A 24477-nucleotide genomic window follows, 5' to 3' on the forward strand; every position below is an offset into this window, starting at 1 on the left:
AGGTCCGGGCGGCCACCCGGACCTTGGCTCAATCGCTCTAATCCCACGAAATCTCTCTCGTGTAGATACAAGGTGGCGTCGCGAAGCGGCGACGGAGTGGGGGAAGGCGCTCATGAAACCCGTAGCCGTCGCAAAACGGGCACTACCCAGCGAGCCAGAAAACTCAGGCAAGGTGACAACCAGGCCGAAGCGCTGCTTTGGCTTGAGTTAAAGGCCCGCAAGCTTGGCGGCTACAAGTTCACGCGACAGTTCTCTATCGGACCATACTACGCGGACTTCGCTTGCCGCAAAAATTGGCTTGTCGTGGAAGTCGACGGACACCAACACGCCGGCAGCTCATATGACCGCCGCCGCGACGATTTCATGCGTGCCCAGGGCTATTCGATCCTGCGTGTTTGGAACCATGACGTCCTGAAACATCGTACTCCGGCCTGTGAAACCATCCTCGCCGCGCTTGATGGCAGCCTGGCCGAGAACACGGCCGCATCCGATCTCCGCTTTGTTTTCACACCCCGCTCACCCGATTCAATCTCTTCAAACACGGACCTATCCAGATGAAATCACACGTAAAAGCGGTTGTCATCGGCGGCGGCGTCGTCGGCTGCTCGGTTCTCTACCACCTGGCCAAAGCCGGCTGGACCGACATCATGCTGATCGAGCGCTCTGAACTCACATCCGGCTCGTCCTGGCACGCGGCGGGCGGCTTCCACACGCTGAACGGCGACCCCAACGTCGCCAAGCTGCAGGCCTATACGGTGCAGCTCTACAAGGAGATCGAGGAGATATCCGGCCAGTCCTGCTCGCTGCATTTGACCGGCGGCGTGATGATGGCCGATACGCCCGAGCGCATGGACTTCCTGCGCCTTGCCCACGCCAAGGGCCGCTATCTCGGCATGGACACAGAGCTGATCACCCCTTCCGAAGCCAAGGCGATGTTCCCGCTGATGGACGAGACCAATTTCGTCGGCGCCATGTGGGATCCGGTCGAAGGCCATCTCGACCCGTCCGGCACCACCATCGCCTATTCAAAGGCGGCGAAAAAACTCGGCGCCGAGATCGTGCTGCGCAACCGCGTCGTGGAATTGACGCAGGAGGTCGACGGCACCTGGAATGTCGTCACCGAACAGGGCACGGTGAAGGCCGAGCATGTCGTCAACTGCGGCGGCCTGTGGGCGCGCGAGATCGGCCGCATGGTCGGCGTCGAACTGCCGGTTCTGGCCATGGAACATATGTATCTGCTGACCGAGCCGATGCCGGAGGTCGAGGAATTCAACAAGTCGACCGGCCGCGAAATGATCGGCGTGCTCGACTTCAAGGGCGAGATCTACACCCGCCAGGAGCGCAACGGCATCCTGCTCGGCACCTACGAGAAGGCCTGCAAGCCGTGGTCGCCGGTCAACACGCCATGGGATTTCGGCCACGAATTGCTGCCGCCGGACCTCGACCGCATCGCGCCGTCGCTGGAAATAGGCTTCAAGCATTTCCCCGGCATCGAGAAGGCCGGCATCAAGCAGATCATCAACGGCCCCTTCACCTTCGCGCTGGACGGCAACCCGCTGGTCGGCCCGGTGCAGGGCCTGACCAATTTCTGGTGCGCCTGCGCCGTGATGGCCGGCTTCAGCCAAGGCGGCGGCGTCGGTCTGGCGCTGTCGAACTGGATGGTGCATGGCGATCCTGGCTTCGATGTCTGGGGCATGGATGTTACACGCTTCGGTGAATGGGCCGGCCTGCGCTACACCAACGCCAAGGTGCGGGAAAACTATTCGCGCCGCTTCTCCATCCGCTTCCCCAATGAGGAACTGCCGGCGGCACGTCCGGCGCAGACGACGCCGCTCTACGACACGATGCTGGCCAACAACGCCGTCATGGGCGACAGCTGGGGCCTCGAAACCCCGCTCTGGTTCGCACCTGAAGGCAAGGAACCCAGGGATATCGTCTCCTTCCATCGCTCCAACGATTTTGGGCCGATCGGCGAGGAAGTGCGCGCCACGCGTGAGCGCGTCGGCGTCACCGAGATCGCCAATTTTGCCAAATACGAAGTCTCGGGACCCGCGGCCGAGGATTTCCTCAACCGGCTGATGACCAACCGCATGCCGAAGACCCGCCGCATCGTGCTGACGCCGATGCTCAACGAGTTCGGCAAGCTGATCGGCGACTTCACCATCGCCAAGGCGGCAGAAGACCGCTTCATGATCTGGGGCTCTTCGGCGGCGCAGAAATACCACATGCGCTGGTTCGAGAAGCACCTGCCGAAGGACGGAACGGTGCGCATCCACCGCTTCGACCAGACGCTGGTCGGCCTGTCGATCGCCGGACCGAAATCACGGGACCTGCTGCAGAAACTGGTCGATGTCGACGTCTCGACAAAAGCCTTCCGTTTCATGGATTTCCGCGAGATGGCTGTTGGCGGGGCGCCCTGCATGGTCAACCGCATCACCTACACCGGCGACCTCGGCTATGAAATCTGGATGGCGCCGGCCTACGAGCGCCTGGTTTACAAAGCGATCAAGGACGCCGGGGAGGAGTTCGGCCTCGTCGATTTCGGCATGCGCGCTCTGCTCTCCATGCGCCTCGAAAAGAACTTTCCGACCTGGTTCCGCGAGTTGCGGCCGATCTATGGACCGTTCGAAGGCGCGATGGACCGCTTCATCAAGCTCGAGAAGAACGACTTCATCGGCCGCGAGGCCGCCGCCAAGGAACAGGCCGAGGGGCCAAAGCTGCGCCGCGTCTCCTTCATCGTCGATGCCGCCGACGCCGATGTCATGGGCGACGAGCCGATCTGGGCCAAGGTCAGCAAGGACTACGGCACGGTGGAAAAGCCGCATGGCTATGGCGCGCCGCGCTTCGACAAGGGCGGCAAGGAAATACGTGGCTCCAAGGCTGCCGAAGGCGCATCCGCCGTGCGCGGCATCGTCGACGGCGACTGGCGCGTGGTCGGCTGGGTCACGTCGGGCGGCTATGCGCATTATGTGCAGAAGTCGATGGCGCAGGGCTATATCCCCGCAGCGCTTGCCGAGGACGAAAGTGCCGGGCTGTTCGAGATCGAGATCCTCGGTCACCGGCGCCCGGCCCGCATCAATGTCGAAGCGCCCTTCGATCCGAGCGGCGAGAAGATGCGGACCTGAGGTTCGACGATGGACAGCGCGGGGCCGAAGGGCAGCTTTGGCCGCCACCGCAAGATCATGCCGTTCGAGCCGGGCTCGATCGAAGCTTTGCGCGACGCCTCCCGCCAGAAGGCGGGTTCGCTCAACCAGCATGTGCTGGGCTATGGCCCGCAGGCCGAGGCTGAGTGGGCGGCGGCAGGCATTGCCGCGCCCGACCTGGCGGCGATGCGAAAATACCGGCTGGAGCGTATCCGCGCCGAGCTGAAGCGGCGCGGCTATGCCGGCGCCCTGCTCTACGACCCCGTCAACATCCGCTACGCCACCGACAGCACCAACATGCAGCTTTGGGTGGCGCACAATCCGACGCGGCATTGCTTTGTCGCCACTGAAGGCCCGGTGGTGCTGTTCGATTATTTTTCCTGCGAGCACCTGTCCGACCATTCCGGCGTCGTCAACGAGGTGCGGCCGGCGGTGTCGTGGATGTATCTCTATGGCGGTGAGTTGACCGAGCAAAAGGTCCGCCGTTGGGCCGCCGGAATAGCCGATTTGGTCAGGGAATATGGTAGCGGCAACAGCCGCATCGCCGTCGACCACATCAATCCCGAAGGCGTCGAGGAGCTGGCTCGCCTCGGCATTTCCATCGGCAATGGCGAAGCCGTGATGGAGAACGCGCGGCTGATCAAATCGCCGGACGAAATCCTCGCCATGCGCCGGGCGATTGTCGCTTGCGAAGCGGCGATGGGCGAGATGGAACAGGCGCTAAAGCCGGGCATTTCCGAGAACGAGCTATGGGCGGAATTGCATCGTGGCAACATCGCGCGCGGCGGCGAGTGGATCGAGACGCGACTGCTGACGTCAGGCCCGCGCACCAATCCGTGGTTCCAGGAATGCTCTTCGCGAAAGATCGAGGCTGGCGATCTCGTCGCCTTCGACACCGACCTGATCGGCCCCTACGGCTTCTGCGCCGACCTGTCGCGCACCTGGCTGTGCGGCGATGCAAACCCGTCGAATGAACAGCGCGCCCTGTTCCGCATCGCCGCCGACCAGATCGAACACAACACGGCTCTGATGCAGCCAGGCATCTCGTTTCGCGACCTCGTCGAAGCCTCGGCGGTGCCGCCCGGTGACTGCTTCCCGACGCGCTACGGCGTGCTCTATCACGGCGTCGGTCTGGCCGATGAATACCCGACCTTGCCGCATGCCAGCGACTGGACATCGGACACGCCGGACGGCGTGCTGGAACCTGGCATGGTGCTGTGCGTGGAAAGCTATATCGGCCGGCTTGGCGGGCGCGAAGGCGTCAAGCTCGAAGAGCAGATCCTGATCACCGAGACCGGCAACGAACAGCTCTCAACCTACCCGCTGGATACGAGGCTGCTCGGATAGTCCGGCAAGCGCTTCTCGCATTGCCCTGACTGTCTTTTCCGGTGTTGCCCTCGCCGTGATGAACGGCAGGCCTTTGCGCCGTCCGGTCCAGCCGACGATCGCGACTTTCCGCGCTGCTGGCTCGAAGCGCTGCGCCAGCGCCCAGCTTTCGCAGTCGATCGCTGCAACATCGGCCCTGCCCTCGGCAATGGCGACGATTGAAGCGCGGTGACCGCCGCTCTCGCTACGCGACGAAAAGATGTCCAAGCCCTCGTCGGCCGCTCGCAGGTCGCGCGTCAGCGCAATGATGCCCGACATGGAATCGAGGCTGTTGAAGGTGAAGCGCTTGCCGCGGATCAGATCGAGCGGGATGAGAGCGCTGCCATCCGCAGGCGATCGAACTTCCGGTCCCTCGCCTATCCGCATCACCAGAGCGCTCGAATAGAGCTCGCCCTGCCCGCCTTCATAGGCGTCATAGCTCGGCTGGCCGACCACCTGCACATGCCTGGACAGGCCAAGTTCCATCGGCCCCCAGCAGGTCTGCGCGAACAGCAGCAACGGATGCAGCCACAATCCATGGAAATCGAGTTCATCCGGCGGCAATGTCGCGGGATCGGGTGCGATCAATGCACCGGCAGCATCGCGAATTCCGCCCGGCACCGGCGGCAGGTCGCCATTGCGCCGCACGATGGCTTCCGGCGCGTCGATCCCCTTTTGCCGAAACGCATCGCGCAGCAGCACCCATTGCGCGTCGACCTCATCGCGCACTTCGGGCCAATCATACATCGGCAACGCCGCAACCAATTCACTCATGCCGATATCAAATCATCATGTCTGGAAAAAGGATCGCGAAAACGCGGCGTCCAATCAGAATTGGCCGACACGGATTCCGGGTAGGCCGGAATTATTCCTTGGGCGGCTCGGCGGGAACCGGCGCACTGCCGAGCCCGCTGATGCTGCGCGCCCTGATGCGCGGCTTGAAGGCCCTGCCCGGCTCAGGCGCACGCCGCAGCACCGGGTGCACGATCGGCTCTTTCGCCTTGAACGCATAGGCTTTGACCAGCGCGAAATAATTCGGATAGGCATAGCCATTGTTCATCCGCAGCCATTCCTCACGGCGGTCGCGAAACAGCTTGGGCAGCTTGTACCAGGCCACGGTCGGGGTCTTGTGATGGACGAAATGCAGATTGTTGTTGAGGAACAGGAACGACAGCGGCGAGCGCTCGACGATCACCGTACGGCCTTCCGGATGGTCCGACCATTGATGCTCGGCGAACGTACGGATCGAGATCAGCGACTGGCCGAGCCAGACCGGCACCAGAATGTAAAGCCACAGCGGGATGCCGAAGCCGAACTGAACGATCGGCAGCACGACGGCCAGGCCGATCGCATGCAGCAGCCAAGCCTTGCGGATCGGCTTGTCGCCGGCGATCACCTGCTTGGCATCGTCGATGAAGAAGCCGACGCAGGACAGCCACGGGCCGAGCACGAAGCGGCCTGCCATGGTGTTGTTGATCTTGAGCAGGAATTTCATCGTCGGCGGCAGCTCGTCATGCTGCCAGAGCGCCTGATAATAGCTTTCCGGATCGTCCAGCGGGTCGGTCAGCCGCTCGTCGGCATGGTGACGCAGATGAATGGTCTTGAAGCGGCGGAACGGCCAGACCAGACCGATCGGCAGAAACACGAAGGCTTCGTTGACCCGCGCGTTGCGCGTCGGATGCCCGTGCAGCACTTCGTGCATGATCGACGACTGCAATGCGGCGGTGAAGGCGAGGACGGCGAGCGCCAGGACGGGATAGGAAGGCCAGAGCAGGAAACCGGTGGCGAGCCATGTTGCGTAGCAGAAGAAGGCGAGTACCACGGTTGGCCACTCAATGGCCCGTACGCTGTGTCGCCTGATGCTCTTGCTCGTCATGCTATCGACCACTGCCCCTCAGTCGCCGGAATCCCAATTGATTCCTGACAGCATTGTGTCAGGAGAAATGATTCCACTCAACGAGACAAAGTGCACAAACTGTTGCGATTGCGCATTTTTGACCGCATATGTTATACATTGTAAACAGACTTAGGGATTCATTTACGCCTGACGCCGCCCTCGGAGCGGTTCCGGCGCAAATTTTTCCTCAATCCAGGTGGAGCACGGACATGGACAAGCGCGACCTGTCGACGATCTTCCGCGAGCGACTGAAAATGCTCTTGACACGCTCCGACCTGAACCAGTCGGCCTTCGCAACCGCGGTCGGCATCGACCGCTCGGCGCTGTCGCAACTGCTGTCGGGCGCCTCGACGCGCCTGCCCCGCGCCGAAACACTGCTCAACATCGCCGCCGAGTTCAAGGTGTCGCTCGATTGGCTCCTCGGCCTCAGCCAGGACGAAGGTCTCACCGGCGAAATCCGCGAAAGCCTGGAGATCGAAGAGGCACCGGATGGTTTCGACCGCACGCTGTTGGCCAAATGGCATGCCGAGGCGGCAGGCACCAAGATCCGCTACGTGCCTGCCGGCATTCCCGATCTTCTGCGCACCGAAGCGCTGGTCGACTACGAAGCCGGCATCGCCAACAAGAGCCGCCTGGCGCAGGCCGGCGAAACGCAATACCGCATCGACTACAACAGGCGGCCTGAGACCGACATGGAAGTCTGCATGCCGCGCCACACGCTGGAGATATTTGCCCGCGGGCTGGGTGTCTGGGACCGTTTCCCCGAAGCCGACCGGCGCGCCCAGCTGCTGCACATGGCGACGCTGCTCGACGACCTCTACCCGACCTTCCGGCTGTTTCTCTATGACGGGCGGATGCGCTATTCGATCCCCTACACCATCTTCGGACCCTATCGCGCCGCCATCTATGTCGGCGACATGTATCTGGTGCTCAACGCCACTCAGCCGATCCAGACGCTGATCCAGCACTTCGACAATCTGATCCGGGCCGCCGACATCAATGCGCACGAGGCGTCCGGCTTCGCGCACAGACTGGCCGGCATGTCATTCTCAACAGGCACTGCCTGATCTTCGGCAACAATGATCCTTTGGACGGAAACCGGCCTCCGCATTGGTGGCCGCGTTGCCGCCATTCCATTGACTACACATAAAGACTTCTTTATATCCTTATTCGACTTCGAAACATGAAAGCCAATCCGATGACGACCACCAACCCGATCGATGCTCTGCTGGCCGAAAAGGGCGTGCTGCTGGCCGATGGCGCCACCGGCACAAACCTGTTCGCCATGGGGCTGGAGGCCGGCGAGGCGCCCGAGCTGCTCAACGAGACGGCGCCCGACACCATCACCAGCCTGCATCAGAATTTCGTCGATGCCGGGGCCGACATCATCCTCACCAACTCGTTCGGCGGCACCCGCCACCGGCTGAAGCTGCATCATGCGCAGGACCGTGTGCATGCGCTGAACAAGCGCGCCGCCGAGATCGCCCGTGCTGTCGCCGACAAGGCCGGCCGCAAGGTGATCGTCGCCGGTTCGGTCGGACCGACCGGCGAATTGCTGGTGCCGCTCGGCGCCATGACCTATGACGAGGCGGTCGACGCCTTCGCCGAGCAGATCGAGGGTCTCAAGGAAGGCGGCGCCGAAGTCGCCTGGATCGAGACGATGTCTGCTCCCGACGAGATCCGCGCCGCCGCCGAGGCTGCCATCCGCGTCGGCCTGCCTTACACCTATACCGGTTCCTTCGACACCGCCGGCCGCACCATGATGGGCCTGCTACCCAGGGATATCCACGGCGTCACCGACGGGCTGTCGCAGGCGCCGCTCGGTGTCGGCGCCAATTGCGGCGTCGGCGCGTCCGACATCCTGGCCTCGCTGCTCGACATGACCGAGGCGAAGCCGGAGGCAACGGTGATCGTCAAGGGCAATTGCGGCATTCCCGAATTCCGCGGCACCGAAATCCATTATTCCGGCACACCCGAACTGATGGCCGACTATGTCAGGCTCGCCGTCGATAGCGGCGCCAAAATTATCGGCGGCTGCTGCGGCACCTCGTTCCAGCACCTTGCCGCCATGCGCAAGGCGCTCGACGCGCACACCAAGGCGGATCGTCCGACGGTTGCCGCGATCGTCGAGCGCATCGGTCCGATGCGCAACAAGGTGGCGACGGAAAATACCGCCGAGACCAGCGAAGCCCGCCGCGAGCGCCGCCGCAGCCGGGCCTGAGCTTATCGGTTTCGATTATTCGCTATTGTCGGCGTAGCTCGACTGCGCCGACTTGAAGTCGACCACATTGTCGCTGTGCATCGTCATCAGCGCGCCGGATGAAACCGGATCGGTTATCTGCTCCAGCATGATGCGGAAGCGGTCATTGGTCAGCGCCGACATGGCGGTGTGGCGCGCCTGCGCGACATCGTCACTGATACGCCTGGATTCCGATGATGGGGCCGATGAAACCGCCGAAGCATCTCTTGCCGGCGGTGTCGAGTTGGCGATAGTCCTGATCTGCAATTTCGGCTCCCTCAAGCCCGGTACACCTGTCCTGCGTAACAAGCAGGGGGTTGCGATCCGCTACCGGAAATGCCGCGCAATTTAACGACCTGGAGATTCTCCGAAAAAAGGCCGGCAAGGGAATGAACCCCTCGCCGGCATGCCTCACCCGCCCGCGGTCGGTTTCCCCTGTCAGAACGATCCCATCTGAAAGAAACCGGCCGTCATCACCACTACCGATTACCGCCCAGCGCCGAGGCAAGGCGCACAAGCGAGAGGAACTCGGACCTGTACCCAAACGGGTCGGCTCCTCGAGCGGCAGTGGCGATCTCCATGATCTTGTCGTAACCGAACTTCGCGGTCGCATCCTCGTCGCGCAGCTTCTGGCCGAAGGCGGCGACCGCGACGGAGAAGCGCTGGTCGGTGCTGGCCTGGTCGAAAGACGAGATCTCGTTGGCCGAGGTCACCGGCGTGGTGATCAGCTTCGAGACGTCTTCATTCGGCAGCTTGTAGCGGATCTTGACGAAGGCATATTCGTCCGCATTGGCAACGCCGCCATTGTCCACCGACGCCTGGCCATAACGCAGCGCATCGATCTGTTCGCCGCCGCTGCCCTTTGGCGTGATTTCATAGATCGCGGTGACGGAATGGCCCGAGCCGATATCGCCGGCATCGACGCGGTCATTGTTGAAATCCTCGCGGTTCAAGGCGCGGGTCTCGTAGCCGATCAGGCGATATTCCGAGACCTTGTTCGGATTGAACTCGACCTGGATCTTGACGTCCTTGGCGATGGTGAACAGCGTCGACGATGCATCTTCGACCAGCACCTTCTCGGCTTCGGCCAGCGTGTCGATATAGGCGGCGGTGCCGTTGCCGTTCTGGGCGATGGTCTGCATCATCTGGTCGTTCAGATTGCCGCGGCCGAAGCCGAACACCGACAGGAAGACACCGGTCTTGCGCTCTTTTTCGATCAGCCGCTTCAGATCGTCGTCGTCGCTCTGGCCGACATTGAAGTCGCCGTCGGTGGCGAGCATCACCCGGTTGACGCCGTCCTTGACGAAGGATTTCTGCGCCAGCCTGTAGGCTTCCTTGATGCCCGCCTCGCCGGCCGTGCTGCCGCCGGGCGTCAGATTGTCGATGGCACTGAGGATCTTGTCCTTTTGGGACGCCTTGGTCGGCTCCAGGACCGTGCCGGCGTCACCCGCATAGGTTACGATCGAGATCGTGTCGTCGGCCTTCAGCTTGCTGACCAGCAGCCGAAAAGCCGATTTGAGCAGCGGCAGCTTGTCCGGCTCGTCCATCGAGCCCGAGACATCGATCAGGAAGACCAGATTGGCCTTCGGCTGCTCGGTCGGCTTGACGTCAAAACCCTTGATGGCGACATGCATCAGCCTGGTATGCGTGTTCCACGGCGTCGGCATGACGCTGACGGTCGAGTTGAATGGTGTCGAGGCCGACTCCGGACCCTTCCAGTCATAGGGGAAGTAGTTGATCATCTCCTCGACGCGAACAGTATCGACCTGCGGCAGGGTGCCCTGCTTCAGCGAGCTGCGCACGAAGGAATAGGAGGCTGTGTCGACGTCGATCGAGAAGGTCGAGACCGGATCCTCGAGTGCCGCATGCACCGGATTGGTCTTGAAATCCTCGATGCGGTCGCGGTTTTCCGGTTGCGGCTGCATCTGGTCGGCCGGCAAGGTCGACGGCTGCTGCGGCGCCATCAGCTTGGACTCGGCCGGCATGCGGGCCCGCGACGTACTGGGCGCACTTACGGCGCCATCCAATGCGAATTCGCCTGTCGGTGCCGGTGGCGCAGGCTCGGCCAGCACACCGCGCTCCAGTGCATTCTGTTGTGCCGCGCCGGAAGCAACGGTCGATTCGGATTTCTGCGGCGAGGCCGGCGCCACAAGCGCATCGGCCGCGTCGCGGCTTTCCACATCGGCGTCGGCCTTCTTGTCTTTCTCCAGCTCGCTGCGAGCCGGCTTCGGCTCGGCGGTCGTCGGCTTCACCGTCGCCGGCTTGTCGGCCAGCGTCTCGGTGATTTTCTCGTCGCCGCCGAATTTCGGCGGCTGTTCCCTCAGCATATCGAAGGTGGCGTATCCGGCGATCGGCAGGGCGACGAGCCCGGCAAGAACCGGCGTGGCAATGAGTTTCTTTTGCATGATCTCGCTCCGGAGCTTTTGTGCTCGCTCTGTGAGACGAAGCCCGCCAACCGATCCTTGGGTAACGGCAGAAATATTTTCCTGATCGTATGCGCGCAGGGCGGCTTCGAAAGCACGTGCCTTGGCATCCTTGGCGGGCGCCGGCGCTGCTATATCGCGCAGTCTGTTGAGTTCGTTGTCGTCAACCATGGTCACACTTCCCCGGCCGCGCGCATCAGCGTCTTCAGCCGTTTCTTCGCTTCATGGATGTGCCAGGAAACCGTCGTCTCCGAGATTGTCATCGCCTCGGCCGCGGCCGCATGGCTCAACCCTTCGCCATAGACCAGCAAAACTGCGTCGCGCTGCTTGTCCGGCAATCGCCGGACGGCCGCCCATAACGCTTCGGCAGGGTCTTCCGGTTCGACCGACGCCTCGCTCGAGATCAGTGCATGGACGCCATAGGCCTCGGTCTTGACGGTCTCGCGGGCGGACTTTCGCATCACGTCGCGCGCGGCGTTCATCGTCACGGAATAGAGCCATGTGGTGAAGGCGCCGCCGCCGCGATAGTCGCGGATCGCTTTGCCCAGCCTGACGCAGACTTCCTGGGCGATGTCTTCGGCATCGGCCTTCCTGCCGCACCAGCGATAGGCGGCGCGATAGACGAAGTCATAGTGCCTTTCCAGCAATGTGCTGAAGGCCCTCCTGTCTCCGCCCTTCGCCCGCCCGATCAGTTCGGCGTCGGAGGCTTCGCTCTCATCCAGCATCATTGCCATCATTTGCCTGTTGGACGAAGGCTAATGGCTAATCCTTGGGGCAATGGAAAGATTTTTTTGGAAACCGCCGGATCGGGACCGCCAACACCCCCGCTTGACATATCCATATCTCGAGAGTTATACGTAAATCAATAGCCACAGGGTTATCGATCGCGGATGACGAACGCTCACGATGTCCTCTTCAGAACGCTCTCCGATCCGACGCGTCGCGCGATCTTCGAGCGCCTGTGCCGGCAAGGCGAGCAGACGGTCGGCGCCCTGACGGCTCAGTCGGGGGTCTCTCAACCTGCGGTGTCGAAGCATCTCGGCGTGCTCAAGCAGGCCGGGCTGGTGCGCGATCGCCATCAAGGACGGCAGACCCATTATAGCGTCCAACTGGCAGCACTTTCCCCACTGACCGACTGGACGAACCAGATGAACGCGTTCTGGCAGAGCCGGTTCGACGATCTCGAAAATTTGCTCAAAAGAATGGACCAATGACCAACATTGCGACCGAAACGCGCTCTGTCATCGTCGAACGTGAGATCCCCTATCCGCCGGAAAAAATCTGGCGCGCGCTGACCCAACCGCATCTGATCGAGGAATGGCTGATGAAGAACGACTTCAAGCCGGTCGTGGACCACCGTTTCAAGCTGCGGAAGGAACCGCAACCTGACGTAAGCATCGTTGTGGACTGTCAGGTAACAGCCGTCGAGTTGAACAAGACACTGTCCTACACCTGGCAGGCCTATGGCCTTGAGAGTGTCGTCACCTGGACCCTCGTGCCGACCAGTACAGGCACCCGGTTGCGTATGGAACAGTCCGGCTTCCGGCCGGATCAGGAGCAGGCGTATCGGGGCGCGACGAGCGGGTGGCGGCAGTACTTTGCAAATCTGAGTCAGGTCCTGGCGCGGATAGATTGAAACCCGCAGGTGCGGATCGGTGGTCCGCACCGGCTGTTTTGACAGGAGGATCTATTGGACTGGAACAAGTGGGTTCGGCAAATGCATCGCTGGCTGTCGATCATCTTTGCGCTGACCGTCATCGCCAACTTCGCCACCATGGCATTCAGGCAGCCTCCCGCCTGGGTGGTCTACTCGCCGCTCCTGCCGCTCCTCCTGCTGCTGCTCAGCGGCCTGTACATGTTCGTGCTGCCCTATGCCGCCAAGGGACGCGGCGTGCAGCGTGCCGGCGGATAGGAGCGGGGCAGAGTGGCCAGGACGCAGGGACAATCGACCGAGGCCAAGGCTGCGCCAGTGCTGCTCTCCGGCGGCAACCCGCAAATCGCCAAGGGCGACGGCGACGCCCCGGTGCAGGCCTATATCGCTGCGATGCCGGACTGGAAGCGCGGCCTGGGCGAGCGCCTCGACGCGCTCATCGTGGGCAACGTGCCTGACGTCCGCAAGGCCGTGCGATGGAACTCACCCTTCTACGGCATCGAAGGCCAGGGCTGGTTCGCGAGTTTTTATGTCTTCACCCACTATGTGAAGATGACCTTTTTCAGTGGCATCTCATTGCAACCGATCCCACCAGGCGGCACGGCCAAGAGCAAGGATGTGCGCTGGATCGACATCCGCGAAGACCGGTTCGACGAGGCGCAAATGGCGGAATGGATCAAGCAGGCCGCCGCCCTGCCCGGCTGGACCCCGTAGCGGCCACAGACGCATGAATACGACAGAGGAGAAGAGCGATGAAGATCAAGCTGACCAGCGTGTATGTGGACAACCAGGAAAACGCACTGCGCTTCTACACCGACGTGCTGGGCTTCACCAAGAAGGCCGATTTCAGCAACGGGCCCTATCGCTGGCTGACAGTGACCTCGGCTGAAGAGCCTGATGGAACCGAACTGCAGCTCGCGCTCAACGACAACCCGGCCGCCAAGGCCTATCAGGAAGCCATCTTCCAGCAGGGTCAGCCTGCGGTCATGTTCTTCACCGACGACGTCAGGGGCGACTACGAGCGCATCAAGGCGAAGGGTGGCGCGTTCACCATGCCGCCGACCGAGGTGACCGGTTCAACCATCGCCCAGCTGAACGACAGCTGCGGCAACCTCGTTCAGATTACCCAACTGGCGCGCTGGTGACAGGCAGCGGTTGAACGCGTCGACGCACAGGAGACACCAAATGACCCCCTCGCAACAGATCGACCAGCTGATCGCCGGTCTCTCGGACTGGCGCGGCGAGACGCTCGCCGACATCCGCAAGACCATCCTTGCAGCCGACCCGGACATCATCGAGGAGTGGAAGTGGATGGGCAGCCCGGTATGGTGCCTCGACGGCAACATCGTGGTCGGCAACGCCCACAAGGACAAGGTGAAGCTGACCTTTTCCCATGGCGCCAGCCTGCCGGATCCCGACAGGCTGTTCAACAATGGTTTTGGCGGCAAGGTGTGGCGGGCTATCGATGTGTTCAAGGGCGACACGCTCAATGAGAGCGCTTTGAAAGAGCTCGTCCGTGCCGCCATCGATTACAACAAGGCCAAAAAGAAGAAAAAGGCGCCGGCAGCTACTGGGGCGAAGCCACGGAAGTAAGTCTATGCTGCCTGGCCTGCCACCCAGCCCGACGACCATGCCCACTGGAAATTATAACCGCCCAGCCAACCCGTGACATCGACGACTTCGCCGATGAAAAACAGGCCCGGCACGGATTTCGCCTGCATCGTCTTCTGGTCCAGCCCGTTGGTGTCGACCCCGCCCAGTGTCACTTCGGCGGTGCGGTAGCCCTCAGAACCGGCAGGCTTGATGCGCCAGTCATTGACTGCGGCAGCTATGGTTTTGATCTGGGCGTCCGCAAGATCGGCGAGGTTGCCGTCGATGCCGGTTCGTTCGGCGATCGACTGCGCCAGCCGCTTCGGCAGGTGATTTGCCAGCACGGTCTGCACCGCCTGCCGCCCATTACCGCGCTTGGCACTACGAATGAGGTCCGCCACATCAACTCCCGGCAGCATGGCGATGCGGATTTCGTCGCCCTCGCGCCAATAGGACGAGATCTGCAGGATGGATGGTCCGCTGACGCCGCGATGCGTGAACAGCATCGCTTCGGAGAACTGCGTCTTGCCGCAGGCGACTTCCGCGTCGACGGCGTTGCCGGCCAGCGGCGCCAGCCGTTCGAGCGTGTTTGCGTCGAAGGTCAGCGGCACCAGCGCCGGCCGCGTTTCGACGATGGCAAGCCCAAACCGTTCGGCAAGCTCGTAGCCGAAACCGGTCGCCCCCATATTGGGGATCGACTTGCCGCCGCAGGCCACGACCAGAGACTGGCACCTAATCGTGCCCGTGGAGAGAGTGAGCACAAACCCCTCCACGGTTTTGCGGACATCCTCAACGCTGGTCGACAGCACCAGTTCGGCGCCCTTGTCCTGCATTTCCGAGACCAGCATGTCGATGATCTGGCGTGCGGAGCCGTCGCAGAACAACTGCCCAAGCGTCTTTTCGTGATAGGCGATGCGGTGGCGTTCGACGAGGGCGATGAAATCGCGTTGCGTATAGCGGCTGAGCGCCGAAATGCAGAAATGCGGATTGCCCGACAGAAAATTCTTCGGGCTGGCATGGATGTTGGTGAAATTGCACCGGCCCCCGCCGGAGATGCGGATCTTCTCGCCAGGCGCCGCCGCATGATCGAGGATCAGCACAGAACGGCCGCGCTTGGCCGCCTCCACGGCGCACATCATTCCGGCGGCACCCGCGCCGATGATCACGACATCATAGGATTGCATCAGGCTGTTCGTTCCCGCTCGGCCCACTCATCCGGCGCAGCGCATTTGTGCTGCCTGATACCGCGAACGGGGCGGACAGCCAACAGGCAAGAACAGCCAATCAAAGGCTCAGATCAGCGTCTCTGCGAACAACGTCGTCAAGCGCTTCCAGTGGCGTTCCGCGCCCGCGGCATTGAAAACGCTGTGATCGGGCACGCACCAGCCATGCGCCATGCCGGCATAGTTCTCGATGACATGATCTACTTCCGCAACCCTGAGCGCCTCGACCAGCCGCGCCGACTGTTCCGGCGGGAAACTCCTGTCGACGCCGGATGTGCCGACATAGACGCGCGCCTTGATCGAGGCTGCCTTGCGATGCGGGCTGTCGGCGGCGTCGCTGGCGAGATTGCCGCCATGGAAGCTTGCGGCCGCTTTTATCCGTTCGGGATAGGTTGCAGCCGCATTCAATGATCGACCGCCGCCCATGCAATAGCCGATGGTGCCGATCGGCCCGGTAATGCCCTCGGCAGCAAGCGCATCGAGGAACGCACCGCTGTCGCTGATGGTCATGTCCTGCGTCGTGCCGGTGACCAGCGCCATCAGCGGGATTTTGGTCTTTTCCTCGGCGAAGGCGGTCTTGGCGTCGAACGGCCCGTAGGGTGCATTGCGGTAGAACAGGTCGGGCACCAGCACCGCATAGCCTTCATTCGCCAGCCGCTCGGCCATACTGTCGAGCGCCGGCCGCGGACCAAAGGCGTCCTGATAGAGAATGACGCCGGCCTTGGCAGGAGATGCGTTTGCCGAGCGGAAAAGCCCGGCATTGGCAACACCATCCCTGGTCTTGATCTGAAGGTCGTGTTTCGTCATCGCTCGCTCCGTTCGACAGATGCGCGATACATATTCGCGCAAGCCTATACGGCAAGGCGCTCCCTGAGCATGGCAGTCAAAATTTCGTGCGGGATTGCGTGACGCTATTGCTCGCCTTCTCGCACCGTCCGCGCACCGACATGCAGCGCGCGGCCGGCACCGAGCCCCATAATGGCTACACCAAGCCCGAGCGCGACGAACAGGAACGCCGTTCCCGAAAAACTGCCGGTCCAGTCGCGGATCAGGCCCACCAGCAGCGGGCCGAATGCCGCCAACACATAGCCGACGCCTTGCGCCATGCCTGAAAGATGCGCGGCGACATGCGAATCCGGCGAACGCAGCACGATTAGGCCCATGGCAGCCGCGATCAGGCCGCCCTGCCCGATGCCTTGCAGGATCGCCCAGAACAGCACGGTCGAGGTCGGTGCGAACAGAATGCCGAGGAGCGCGATCACCGCCGTGGCAACGAGCGCCACATTGATGCCGCGCTGGTCTTTCAGCCGCATCGCGAAGGACGGCACGGCGAGGCAGGTGATGACCTGCGCCATGACAGAGACCGAAACCATGGCGCCGGCGGTGGCCGCATCGAAGCCACGCTCGCGCAGGATCGGCGCCAGCCAACCGAAGATGCAATAGGCAAGTGCCGACTGCAGGCCCATGAACAGCGTCACCTGCCAAGCCAGGCGATCGCGCCAGAGACCAACGAAGCGAAAGCCCCGATGACTGACCTGCCGACGGCTGCCCAGCGCCTGCGGAATCCAGATCAAAAGCACGACCAGTGTAGGCACCGCCCAGGCAGCAAGTGCCCCGGACCACGAACCGGTGACAAAATGCTCGATCGGCAGTGTGAAGCCGGCGGCCGCCGCCGAGCCGGCACAGAGCGCCATGGTGTAGAGCCCGGTCATGACGGCGGCCTTGTCGGCGAAATCTCGCTTCACCAGGCCCGGCAGCAGCACATTGCCGATGGCAATGGCGCCGCCGGCAAGGAAGGTGGCGACAAACAGCAGGGGAACCGTACCGAACCAGCGCAGGCCGGTTCCCAGCACCAGCAAGGTGAGCGCCCCGAGCAAAGTGCGCTCGGCTCCATAGCGCTGGGCAAGTCTTGGCGCGAAGGGCGCGAACAGACCCAGGCACAGAACGGGCAGCGTCGTCAGCAGGCTGGCGCCCGTCGTCGACAGTCCGGTTGCCTGCATCACCTCGGGCAGCAGTACCGACAGGCTGGAAAACAGCGGCCGCAGGCTGAAGGCGATCAGCACAAGGCTCGCGCCAAGCACGATGCGCGCCGCACGGCTGCGCAGTTCAGACGGCTGCGGCGCGGGCAGGCTGTCGGCCTCGGCATCGATGAGTTCCAGACCCTCGATGGCGGCGGATTGCGCCGTCGGGTCAGGCTGACGAAAACTCTGGTTCATTGCGAAAGCAGTCTTTCAAGTTGGGCAAGCACCGGCGCCATGAAGGCGCGAACGGCGGCAACGGCGCGCTCGGGATTGCTCGCGGCAATGGCGTCGACGATTGCCGCATGCGCCTGGTGGTCCGGTTCGGGCAGATCGCCGTCGATGGTGCCATGGATGGTCTCGGTGATGGCGGCGGTGAAGAAGTCGTAGAGCTCCATCATCGCTTTGTTGCCGGACGCCGCGACAACCGATTTGTGGAAAGCGAGATCGCGCCGGATGAAGGCATCGCTTCCGCCGCCCGCGACGGTGCCGCGTTCGGCAAGCAGTTGCCGCATCGTCTCAAGATCGGCTGGCGTGTGGCGCATGGCGGCGAGCCGTGCCGCCTCCAGGTCGAGCGCCGCCCGCGCCTCCCACTGATCGCGCAGGCCGGTGCGCTTGACCCGGTCGAGCGCGGCAGAGGCATCGACGGTAGAGCGCACATATGTGCCCGAGCCCTGGCGCGTATCCAGCAATCCTTGCGAGACCAGCACCCGCACCGCCTCGCGCACCGTGCCGCGGCTGACCGACAGAAGGTCGGTCAGGGCTGCCTCATTGGGAATGCGCTCGCCGACGCCCCAGCGGCCGCTGACGATCTCCGCACGCAGGCTGCTGGTGGCGCTGTCGGTGAGATTGGTTCTGGTGGCGGGTTGCATAGGCCTATTCATAAGTCATCAGATGACTTGATGAATAGGCCTGCTTCTAGCTGCCGTCAAGATGCTCATCGAAGCCAACGAGCACCATGCAATGGGAACGGATCAGCTGGTGGCTCGTGCGAAGCTCGCCATGTGAAAGGCCTGGACCTCCGGCGGATAGCGATACCCCGTGCCATAGGGGCACGCATTGCGATCGAGGCAACCGCCGCTGCGGCAGGGTTCGCCATTCGCTCCCCCCACATGCGCCAGGCAGGATTGATAAGCGAATCCTTGCACGGAATAGGCGTCGACCGGGCAGGATTTCAGGCAGGGTTTCTCGGCGCAGCTATCGCAAAGGTGGGGCGCTGCCTCGGCAACTTGAACTGGAATTTCGTCGTCAAACAGCAGCGCACCGCGGTAGGCATGCCATAGCCCGTAGCGCGGATGCATGAGGATGCCGAGCGGCGACGGTTTCAGCCCCTCCGCCCGCATCGCCCATTGCTGGAACGGCAGATAGGGCTTGTCCGACGGAGAAATCGCCCGTGCGCCAAAATCCTGCGCCACGGCGCCGATCACTTCGCGCGACCATGTGTCGAGCGGATTGGCGATTGCCTGTGACTGTTGCTCCCACCAACGCAGGAAATGCGGCCAGGATGCCGCGCCCGCCTGCCCCACCAGCAGGGCGGCCGCTGCCGGCGCACCCGATGATCCCGTTGGCGGCGCATCGCTTGGCGTAAAATTGAAGCCGCCGCGAAGAACAAGGCCGTTGGCGAGAAGCGCCGCAGCAATGCGGTCAACGCTGCCGGCGGGCGTAATCATCCCTTCTTGTCCGGATCGGAGAACGCGCTCCGCCAGACTTCCTTGTGGATGATGTTGGCGACTTTAGCCCCGCCTGACTCGGGCTCCTTTCAAGTGAAGGCGTCGGGCATCGACCCCTTCTTCTTGGCGATGAAGTCCTTCAACGCTTCGTCGATGCTCGGATCGAGATGCGGCGCCTCATAGCTTTCCAGCCAGCGGCGGGCGAGTTCGTTGGCGCGCTGCGGCGCGGTCTTCTCGCCTTCGGCCAGCCACTGCTCGTAGGAATTGTTGTCGGCGATGTTGGAGCGGTAGAAGGCGGTCTGGAAATTGGCCTGGGTGTGGTCGCAGCCGAGATAGTGGCTGCCCGGCCCGACCTGGCGGATGGCGTCCATCGCCTGGCCGTTTTCCGACAGGTCGACGCCTTCGGAGAATTTCTGCGTCATGCCGAGCTGGTCGATGTCCATCATGAACTTTTCGTAGCAGGAGGCCAGCCCGCCCTCGAGCCAGCCGGCCGAGTGCAGCACGAAATTGGTGCCGGCCAGGATGGTCGAGTTCAGCGTGTTGGCGCTTTCATAAGCCGCTTGTGCATCCGGAACCTTGGACGCGCAGAGCGAGCCGCCGGTGCGGAACGGCAGGCCGAGACGGCGCGCCAGTTGTGCGGCGCCATAGGAAACCAGCGACGGCTCCGGCGTGCCGAAGGTCGGCGCCCCCGACTGCATCGAGATCGACGAGGCGAAGGTACCGAACAGCACCGGTGCGCCTGGCCGGATGAGCTGCGTGAACGAGGCGCCGGCCAGCACTTCGGCCAGAACCTGCGTCAGCGTGCCGGCAACCGTCACCGGGCTCATCGCGCCGGCGAGGATGAACGGCGTGACGATGCAGGCCTGGTTGTGGCGCGCATAGACCTTCAGCGCGCCGAGCATGGTCTCGTCGAACACCATCGGCGAGTTGGCGTTGATCAGGCTGGTCAGCACCGTGTTGTTCTCGACGAAATCGTCGCCGAACACGATCTTGGCCATGGCGACGGTGTCCTCGGCGCGTTCCGGCGCGGTCACCGAGCCCATAAACGGCTTATCGGAATATTTGATGTGGCTGTAGATCATGTCGAGGTGGCGCTTGTTGACCGGCACATCGACCGGCTCGCATACCGTGCCGCCCGAATGGTGGATCGACGGCGCCATATAGGCGAGCTTAACGAAATTCTGGAAATCCTCGATCGTCGCGTAGCGCCTGACACCGTCGAGGTCACGCACGAAGGGCGGGCCATAGACCGGCGCGAACACGGTGGCATTGCCACCGATCTGCACCGAACGCTCGGAATTGCGGGCGTGCTGGGTGTAGACGGACGGTGCGGTCTTGAGCAGCGAACGGCACAGCCCCTTCGGGAAATGCACGCGCTCGCCCTTGACGTCGGCGCCGGCCTCTTTCCACAGTTGCAGCGCTTCTGCATCGTCGCGGAAGATGATGCCGATCTCCTCGAGCACCGTGTCGGTGTTCTTCTCGATCAGCGCCAGGCCTTCCTCGTCCAGCACCTCGTAAACGTTGATCTTGCGCTTGATGTAGGTGAGCTGCGTGCCCGGGCCTCCGCCCGAACGCGCGGCCCGCCGGGCAGCAGCCCCGCCGCTGGCGCCGCGCCCACGTCGCGCGTTTGACGCTTCCTGATCGACTGCCGCGTGTTCGCTCATGGTGTTCTTCCCTGAATCTGTTCTTGTCTGGAATCCATAGCGGCTGCTCTCGCCGCTTCTTGCCAGATCGTAGCCATGCACCCTATTCGAAACGGCCCGCCAGCGCCAACGCCTGTCGCAAAATCGACAAGAATTCCAAGAGAGTTACGGTCGCTTTCCTTTTGCGGGAAGTCGCAAATCAGCTATGGATACATGCCCTCAGCGGGTTAGGTATGAACGCGAAGATATGTGCCTTGCGACATGGTCGCGATGCCGGCAGGAGCTCGATACAAATGTCCGACGACGAGATCATCCTTTCCGAACTTTCCGACGACGAGTTGGTGCAGCAGATGCACGACGATCTCTATGACGGGCTGAAGGAAGAGATCGAAGAAGGCACCAACATCCTGCTCGAGCGCGGCTGGGCGCCTTACAAGGTGCTGACCGAGGCGCTGGTCGAAGGCATGCGCATCGTCGGCGAGGATTTTCGCGACGGCATCCTGTTCGTGCCGGAAGTGCTGCTTTCCGCCAATGCGATGAAGGCGGGCATGTTCATCCTGCGCCCGCTGCTCGCCGCCACCGGCGCGCCCAAGCAGGGCAAGATGGTCATCGGCACCGTCAAGGGCGACATCCACGATATCGGCAAGAACCTTGTCGGCATGATGATGGAGGGCGCTGGCTTCGACGTCATCGATCTCGGCATCAACAATGCGGTCGAGAAATATCTCGATGCGATCGAACAGCACCAGCCCGACATCATCGGCATGTCCGCACTGCTGACCACGACCATGCCCTATATGAAGGTCGTCATCGACACGATGAAGGAAAAGGGCATCCGCGACGATTATGTCGTGCTGGTCGGCGGCGCACCGCTGAACGAGGAATTCGGCAAGGCCGTCGGCGCCGATGCCTATTGCCGCGACGCGGCGGTGGCGGTCGAGACCGCCAAGGACTTCATGAAGCGCAAGCACAATGTGCGCGCTTCGGCCTGATTGGCCAATTCGGCCTGGACGACAGGAGAAGCCGCGCCCTTGCAGCGCGGCTTTTTTGTTACCAGATGATGAGGTGGCCGCGTGCGGATCAGGGCTTGGTGACGGTGTCCTCGACCGCCTTGGCCGTCGATTTGACATCCCTGCCGACGCCACGGACGGTGTTCGCGCAGGCCGCAAGGGCCAAGGCGCAGGCCAGGATGGCAATCGGCGTGATGCGCAGCAGTTTCATGGACGGTGTCTCCCTCAACAGATAAATTAGCGCCACAACAACGAAGGCCGCTCGACTGGTTCCATGGCCAAGACGCAAAAAACGAAACCGAATCAAGACGACAGGCTGCTCGTCATCGCCTGCGGGATGATTGCGCGCGAAGTTCTGGCCGTCAAGGAACAGCTCGGGCTGGATCACCTCGACCTGACCTGCCTGCCGGCGGAATTCCATTTCTACCCGGACCGCATCGCACCGGCCATGGACAAGGCGATCGAAAAAGCCAAGACGGAAGGCTACAGCAACATCTTCGTCGGCTATGCCGATTGCGGCACCGGCGGTCTGCTCGACCGCATCTGCGAGAAGCATGGCGTCGAGCGCATGGCCGGCCCGCATTGCTTCGCCTTCTACCAGAGCATGGAGGCCTATGCGAAAGTCGCAGACGACGACATGATGTCGTTCTACATGACCGACTTCCTCTGCCGGCAGTTCGACGCTTTCTTCATGAAACCGCTCGGCCTCGACAAGCACCCGGAGTTGATCAAGGACTATTTCGGCAATTACGAGAAGCTGATCTACCTCGCCCAGACCAACGATCCGGAACTCGACAAGATCGCCGAAAAAGCCGCCAGAATGCTCGGTCTCGTCTATGAACGCCGCGCCACCGGTTATGGCGACCTGACGGCCGGAATGGCGCAGGCGGCTGCACGCGCCTGAAGCAATTCTTGCCCCGCGATGACCCGAGCCTGGATGACAGGCCGCCGTGGACGGGTAAGGTGTGCGCCACAAGCAAACAGACTGCCAGCCATGGAAACGTACTGATGACCCCTCGCCTCTTGATAGCTGCACTCGGCCTCCTCTGTTTGGCCCTGCCCGCCCATGCCGACGGCGAGATACAGAAACTCATCACCCCGGCCGACAAGACGCGGCTCGACAAATATGGCGAGACCCGCAAGGCAGCCCTTGCCGAGGCGAAGACAGGCAACCCGGCCGAGGTCAAGCAACTCGATGCCCTGTTGGCAAAGCCGCTGGTGGCCTTTTCCGACAAGGACCTGACCGGCAACTGGCAGTGCCGCACCATCAAGGCCGGCGGACCTTTGCCGCTCGTCATCTATGGCTGGTTCAAGTGCAAGGTGACCGATGACGGTTCCGGCTGGCGGCTGGAGAAGATCAGCGGCTCGCAGCGCACCAGGGGCCGTTTCTTCGACGATGGCGAGAAACGCGCGATCTATCTCGGCTCCTTCTATGTCAACAGCGATCCGGCAAAGCCCTATGGCAGCGGTCCGCAAACCGACCAGGTCGGCTACGCCTTCCGCAACAGCGCCAAGGAATGGCGCATCGAATTTCCGGCGCCCTACTATGAATCGAAGCTCGATATCATCGAATTCAAGCGCTGACCGTGTATCGAACAGCTGATCACCAAGGATTAACCCGGACACCCTAGCATCCCGTCTATTGTCGAGAACGGTTGCTTGGAGGGGGCAAGATCCATGGCAGCATCAGAATCCAATACGCGTCCGATCGTGGTCGTCACCGGAGGCGGCCAGCATGTCTGGGCTATGATCAATGCGATCGCCGACCGCGTAGGTCCTGTCAGCGTCGTCCTCGAAACGCCTGAATCCAAAAAGCAATTGCTGCGTGGCCGGGCTCGCCGCCAAGGCTGGATCTCCGCCATCGGCCAGCTTGGCACGATGGTACTGAGCAGGTTGGGCAAGCGATTCCTGGCCGGCCATAGCGCGCGACTGATTGCCGAGGAGAAGCTGGAGGTTGAGCCGCGACCAGGCCAGGAGATCATCCAGGTAGCCTCGGCCAATGGGCTTGAGTGCCTGCAGGCGATCCAGAAGATCCGGCCAGGCGTTGTGCTGCTCAACGGTTGCCGACTTATCTCGGCTGAGATGCTGAGCAAAATGCCCTGCCCGGTGCTCAACTACCATGCGGGCATCACCCCGAAATATCGCGGCATGAATGGCGGCTATTGGGCTCTGGTATCAGGCGATGCGCAGAATTTCGGCACGACTGTCCACCTCGTCGACGCTGGCGTCGACACTGGTGGCGTGCTGAAGCAGGCGCGCGGCAGATCGAAAAAAGGCGACACCATCTCAAGTCACGCGCTACGCCAGACGGCGTTCTCGCGCGACATCTGCGTCGAGGCTGTCAGCGATGCACTGGCTGGAAAACTCACGACGATCGATCCCGGCCTGCCTTCGAAACTCTGGTATCATCCGACGATCTGGTTCTACGTCTGGACGGGCCTCAGAACTGGCATCTGGTAGCGCGTTTTTCGTCCTGGACGGCATACTGCGCGCCAGCGTTTCCGACGCGCTGGACCGGGCGCCGGCACACGCCGCAAACGAATAAACCCACCTTTCATTTTACGACATCGATATGCGTCGCTTTTGAATGCGCGCGCGTCGTCCC

At 62.4% G+C, this 24477-nt stretch carries 27 protein-coding genes; 15 read left to right on the top strand and 12 right to left on the bottom strand.

Going from position 1 to position 24477, the window contains the following annotated elements; genetic code table 11:
- Positions 1–96 precede the first annotated feature (96 nt).
- Genes LB559_RS20030 through LB559_RS20040 form a run of 3 tightly spaced genes read left to right on the top strand, consistent with a single transcriptional unit; the run spans position 97 to position 4490 of the window.
- Positions 97–558: an endonuclease domain-containing protein gene (locus tag LB559_RS20030; protein WP_063170257.1), complete on the top strand. Its 462-nt coding sequence runs from the start codon at positions 97–99 to the stop codon at positions 556–558.
- Positions 555–3125: an FAD-dependent oxidoreductase gene (locus tag LB559_RS20035; protein WP_064993713.1), complete on the top strand. Its 2571-nt coding sequence runs from the start codon at positions 555–557 to the stop codon at positions 3123–3125. The genes LB559_RS20030 and LB559_RS20035 overlap by 4 nt, the downstream gene beginning before the upstream one ends.
- Positions 3126–3134: 9 nt before the next feature.
- On the top strand, positions 3135–4490 hold the full coding sequence (locus LB559_RS20040; RefSeq protein WP_224674826.1) for a M24 family metallopeptidase: 1356 nt from the start codon (positions 3135–3137) through the stop codon (positions 4488–4490).
- Here LB559_RS20040 and LB559_RS20045 read toward each other — a convergent pair.
- Together LB559_RS20045 and LB559_RS20050 are read right to left on the bottom strand one after the other, a co-directional pair.
- Positions 4455–5282, bottom strand: coding sequence for a phosphate/phosphite/phosphonate ABC transporter substrate-binding protein (locus LB559_RS20045; protein ID WP_224674827.1), 828 nt, complete (start codon positions 5280–5282; stop codon positions 4455–4457). The genes LB559_RS20040 and LB559_RS20045 overlap by 36 nt on opposite strands.
- Positions 5283–5373: 91 nt before the next feature.
- Complete coding sequence (locus LB559_RS20050) at positions 5374–6384, bottom strand: fatty acid desaturase (RefSeq protein ID WP_224674828.1); 1011 nt, start codon at positions 6382–6384, stop codon at positions 5374–5376.
- 230 nt (positions 6385–6614) lie between these two features.
- On the opposite strand from LB559_RS20050, the gene LB559_RS20055 reads away from it, so the two are divergent.
- Positions 6615–7472 (top strand): helix-turn-helix domain-containing protein, encoded by an 858-nt coding sequence (locus LB559_RS20055; protein ID WP_024501298.1) that lies wholly within the window; start codon positions 6615–6617, stop codon positions 7470–7472.
- 131 nt (positions 7473–7603) lie between these two features.
- Positions 7604–8626: a betaine--homocysteine S-methyltransferase gene (gene bmt / locus LB559_RS20060; protein ID WP_224674829.1), complete on the top strand. Its 1023-nt coding sequence runs from the start codon at positions 7604–7606 to the stop codon at positions 8624–8626.
- 15 nt (positions 8627–8641) lie between these two features.
- Here the strand turns inward: bmt and LB559_RS20065 are convergent, their stop codons facing one another.
- The 3 genes from LB559_RS20065 to LB559_RS20075 all read right to left on the bottom strand — a co-directional run bounded on the left by LB559_RS20065 (position 8642) and on the right by LB559_RS20075 (position 11801).
- Positions 8642–8911, bottom strand: coding sequence for a hypothetical protein (locus tag LB559_RS20065; protein WP_024501300.1), 270 nt, complete (start codon positions 8909–8911; stop codon positions 8642–8644).
- 212 nt (positions 8912–9123) lie between these two features.
- A complete protein-coding gene (locus LB559_RS20070) occupies positions 9124–11238 on the bottom strand; it encodes a vWA domain-containing protein (protein WP_224674830.1) in 2115 nt (704 codons plus the stop codon).
- Between the two features lie 2 nt (positions 11239–11240).
- Complete coding sequence (locus tag LB559_RS20075) at positions 11241–11801, bottom strand: RNA polymerase sigma factor (protein WP_027160496.1); 561 nt, start codon at positions 11799–11801, stop codon at positions 11241–11243.
- 156 nt (positions 11802–11957) lie between these two features.
- Between LB559_RS20075 and LB559_RS20080 the strand changes: the two genes are divergently transcribed.
- Genes LB559_RS20080 through LB559_RS20105 form a run of 6 tightly spaced genes read left to right on the top strand, consistent with a single transcriptional unit; the run spans position 11958 to position 14311 of the window.
- Positions 11958–12281, top strand: coding sequence for an ArsR/SmtB family transcription factor (locus LB559_RS20080; RefSeq protein ID WP_224674831.1), 324 nt, complete (start codon positions 11958–11960; stop codon positions 12279–12281).
- Positions 12278–12703 (top strand): SRPBCC domain-containing protein, encoded by a 426-nt coding sequence (locus LB559_RS20085; RefSeq protein ID WP_013531186.1) that lies wholly within the window; start codon positions 12278–12280, stop codon positions 12701–12703. The genes LB559_RS20080 and LB559_RS20085 overlap by 4 nt, the downstream gene beginning before the upstream one ends.
- A gap of 54 nt (positions 12704–12757) precedes the next feature.
- A complete protein-coding gene (locus tag LB559_RS20090; RefSeq protein ID WP_013531185.1) occupies positions 12758–12979 on the top strand; it encodes a hypothetical protein in 222 nt (73 codons plus the stop codon).
- A 12-nt stretch (positions 12980–12991) separates the two neighbouring features.
- Positions 12992–13432, top strand: a complete 441-nt coding sequence (locus tag LB559_RS20095; RefSeq protein ID WP_224674832.1) for a DUF1801 domain-containing protein — start codon at positions 12992–12994, stop codon at positions 13430–13432.
- 38 nt (positions 13433–13470) lie between these two features.
- Complete coding sequence (locus tag LB559_RS20100; RefSeq protein ID WP_224674833.1) at positions 13471–13863, top strand: VOC family protein; 393 nt, start codon at positions 13471–13473, stop codon at positions 13861–13863.
- Positions 13864–13903: 40 nt separating this feature from the next.
- Complete coding sequence (locus LB559_RS20105; RefSeq protein ID WP_024501305.1) at positions 13904–14311, top strand: DUF1801 domain-containing protein; 408 nt, start codon at positions 13904–13906, stop codon at positions 14309–14311.
- Between the two features lie 2 nt (positions 14312–14313).
- Here LB559_RS20105 and LB559_RS20110 read toward each other — a convergent pair whose 3' ends face one another.
- From LB559_RS20110 to LB559_RS20135, 6 genes are all read right to left on the bottom strand, one after another.
- Positions 14314–15492, bottom strand: coding sequence for an NAD(P)/FAD-dependent oxidoreductase (locus tag LB559_RS20110; protein WP_224674834.1), 1179 nt, complete (start codon positions 15490–15492; stop codon positions 14314–14316).
- Between the two features lie 108 nt (positions 15493–15600).
- Complete coding sequence (locus LB559_RS20115; protein WP_224674835.1) at positions 15601–16338, bottom strand: dienelactone hydrolase family protein; 738 nt, start codon at positions 16336–16338, stop codon at positions 15601–15603.
- A 104-nt stretch (positions 16339–16442) separates the two neighbouring features.
- Positions 16443–17747 carry a CynX/NimT family MFS transporter gene (locus tag LB559_RS20120; RefSeq protein ID WP_224674836.1) on the bottom strand — a complete coding sequence of 435 codons (1305 nt, stop codon included), beginning with the start codon at positions 17745–17747 and terminating at the stop codon, positions 16443–16445.
- Positions 17744–18421, bottom strand: coding sequence for a FadR/GntR family transcriptional regulator (locus LB559_RS20125; RefSeq protein WP_224674837.1), 678 nt, complete (start codon positions 18419–18421; stop codon positions 17744–17746). Before LB559_RS20125 ends, LB559_RS20120 begins: the two co-directional genes overlap by 4 nt.
- Positions 18422–18523: 102 nt before the next feature.
- Entirely contained in the window at positions 18524–19219 is a 696-nt protein-coding gene (locus tag LB559_RS20130; RefSeq protein WP_224674838.1) for a 4Fe-4S dicluster domain-containing protein, read from the bottom strand.
- Positions 19220–19308: 89 nt separating this feature from the next.
- Positions 19309–20883, bottom strand: a complete 1575-nt coding sequence (locus LB559_RS20135; protein ID WP_024501311.1) for a trimethylamine methyltransferase family protein — start codon at positions 20881–20883, stop codon at positions 19309–19311.
- A gap of 272 nt (positions 20884–21155) precedes the next feature.
- Between LB559_RS20135 and LB559_RS20140 the strand changes: the two genes are divergently transcribed.
- A complete protein-coding gene (locus LB559_RS20140) occupies positions 21156–21854 on the top strand; it encodes a corrinoid protein (RefSeq protein ID WP_013531175.1) in 699 nt (232 codons plus the stop codon).
- 88 nt (positions 21855–21942) lie between these two features.
- On the opposite strand, the gene LB559_RS33190 is transcribed toward LB559_RS20140, so the two are convergent.
- A complete protein-coding gene (locus LB559_RS33190) occupies positions 21943–22083 on the bottom strand; it encodes an entericidin A/B family lipoprotein (protein ID WP_013531174.1) in 141 nt (46 codons plus the stop codon).
- Between the two features lie 63 nt (positions 22084–22146).
- Between LB559_RS33190 and LB559_RS20150 the strand changes: the two genes are divergently transcribed.
- The 3 genes from LB559_RS20150 (at position 22147) to LB559_RS20160 (ending at position 24332) form a co-directional block, all read left to right on the top strand.
- Positions 22147–22776 carry a DUF1638 domain-containing protein gene (locus tag LB559_RS20150; RefSeq protein ID WP_224674839.1) on the top strand — a complete coding sequence of 210 codons (630 nt, stop codon included), beginning with the start codon at positions 22147–22149 and terminating at the stop codon, positions 22774–22776.
- 104 nt (positions 22777–22880) lie between these two features.
- A complete protein-coding gene (locus LB559_RS20155) occupies positions 22881–23456 on the top strand; it encodes a DUF4893 domain-containing protein (protein WP_013531172.1) in 576 nt (191 codons plus the stop codon).
- A gap of 93 nt (positions 23457–23549) precedes the next feature.
- The gene (locus LB559_RS20160) at positions 23550–24332 is read left to right on the top strand and encodes a formyl transferase (protein ID WP_224674840.1); all 783 of its coding nucleotides are present in this window, start codon (positions 23550–23552) and stop codon (positions 24330–24332) included.
- Positions 24333–24477 lie beyond the last annotated feature (145 nt).

Origin of the sequence: Mesorhizobium sp. BR1-1-3 (assembly GCF_020165455.1) — a bacterium.
GTDB lineage: Bacteria > Pseudomonadota > Alphaproteobacteria > Rhizobiales > Rhizobiaceae > Mesorhizobium > Mesorhizobium ciceri.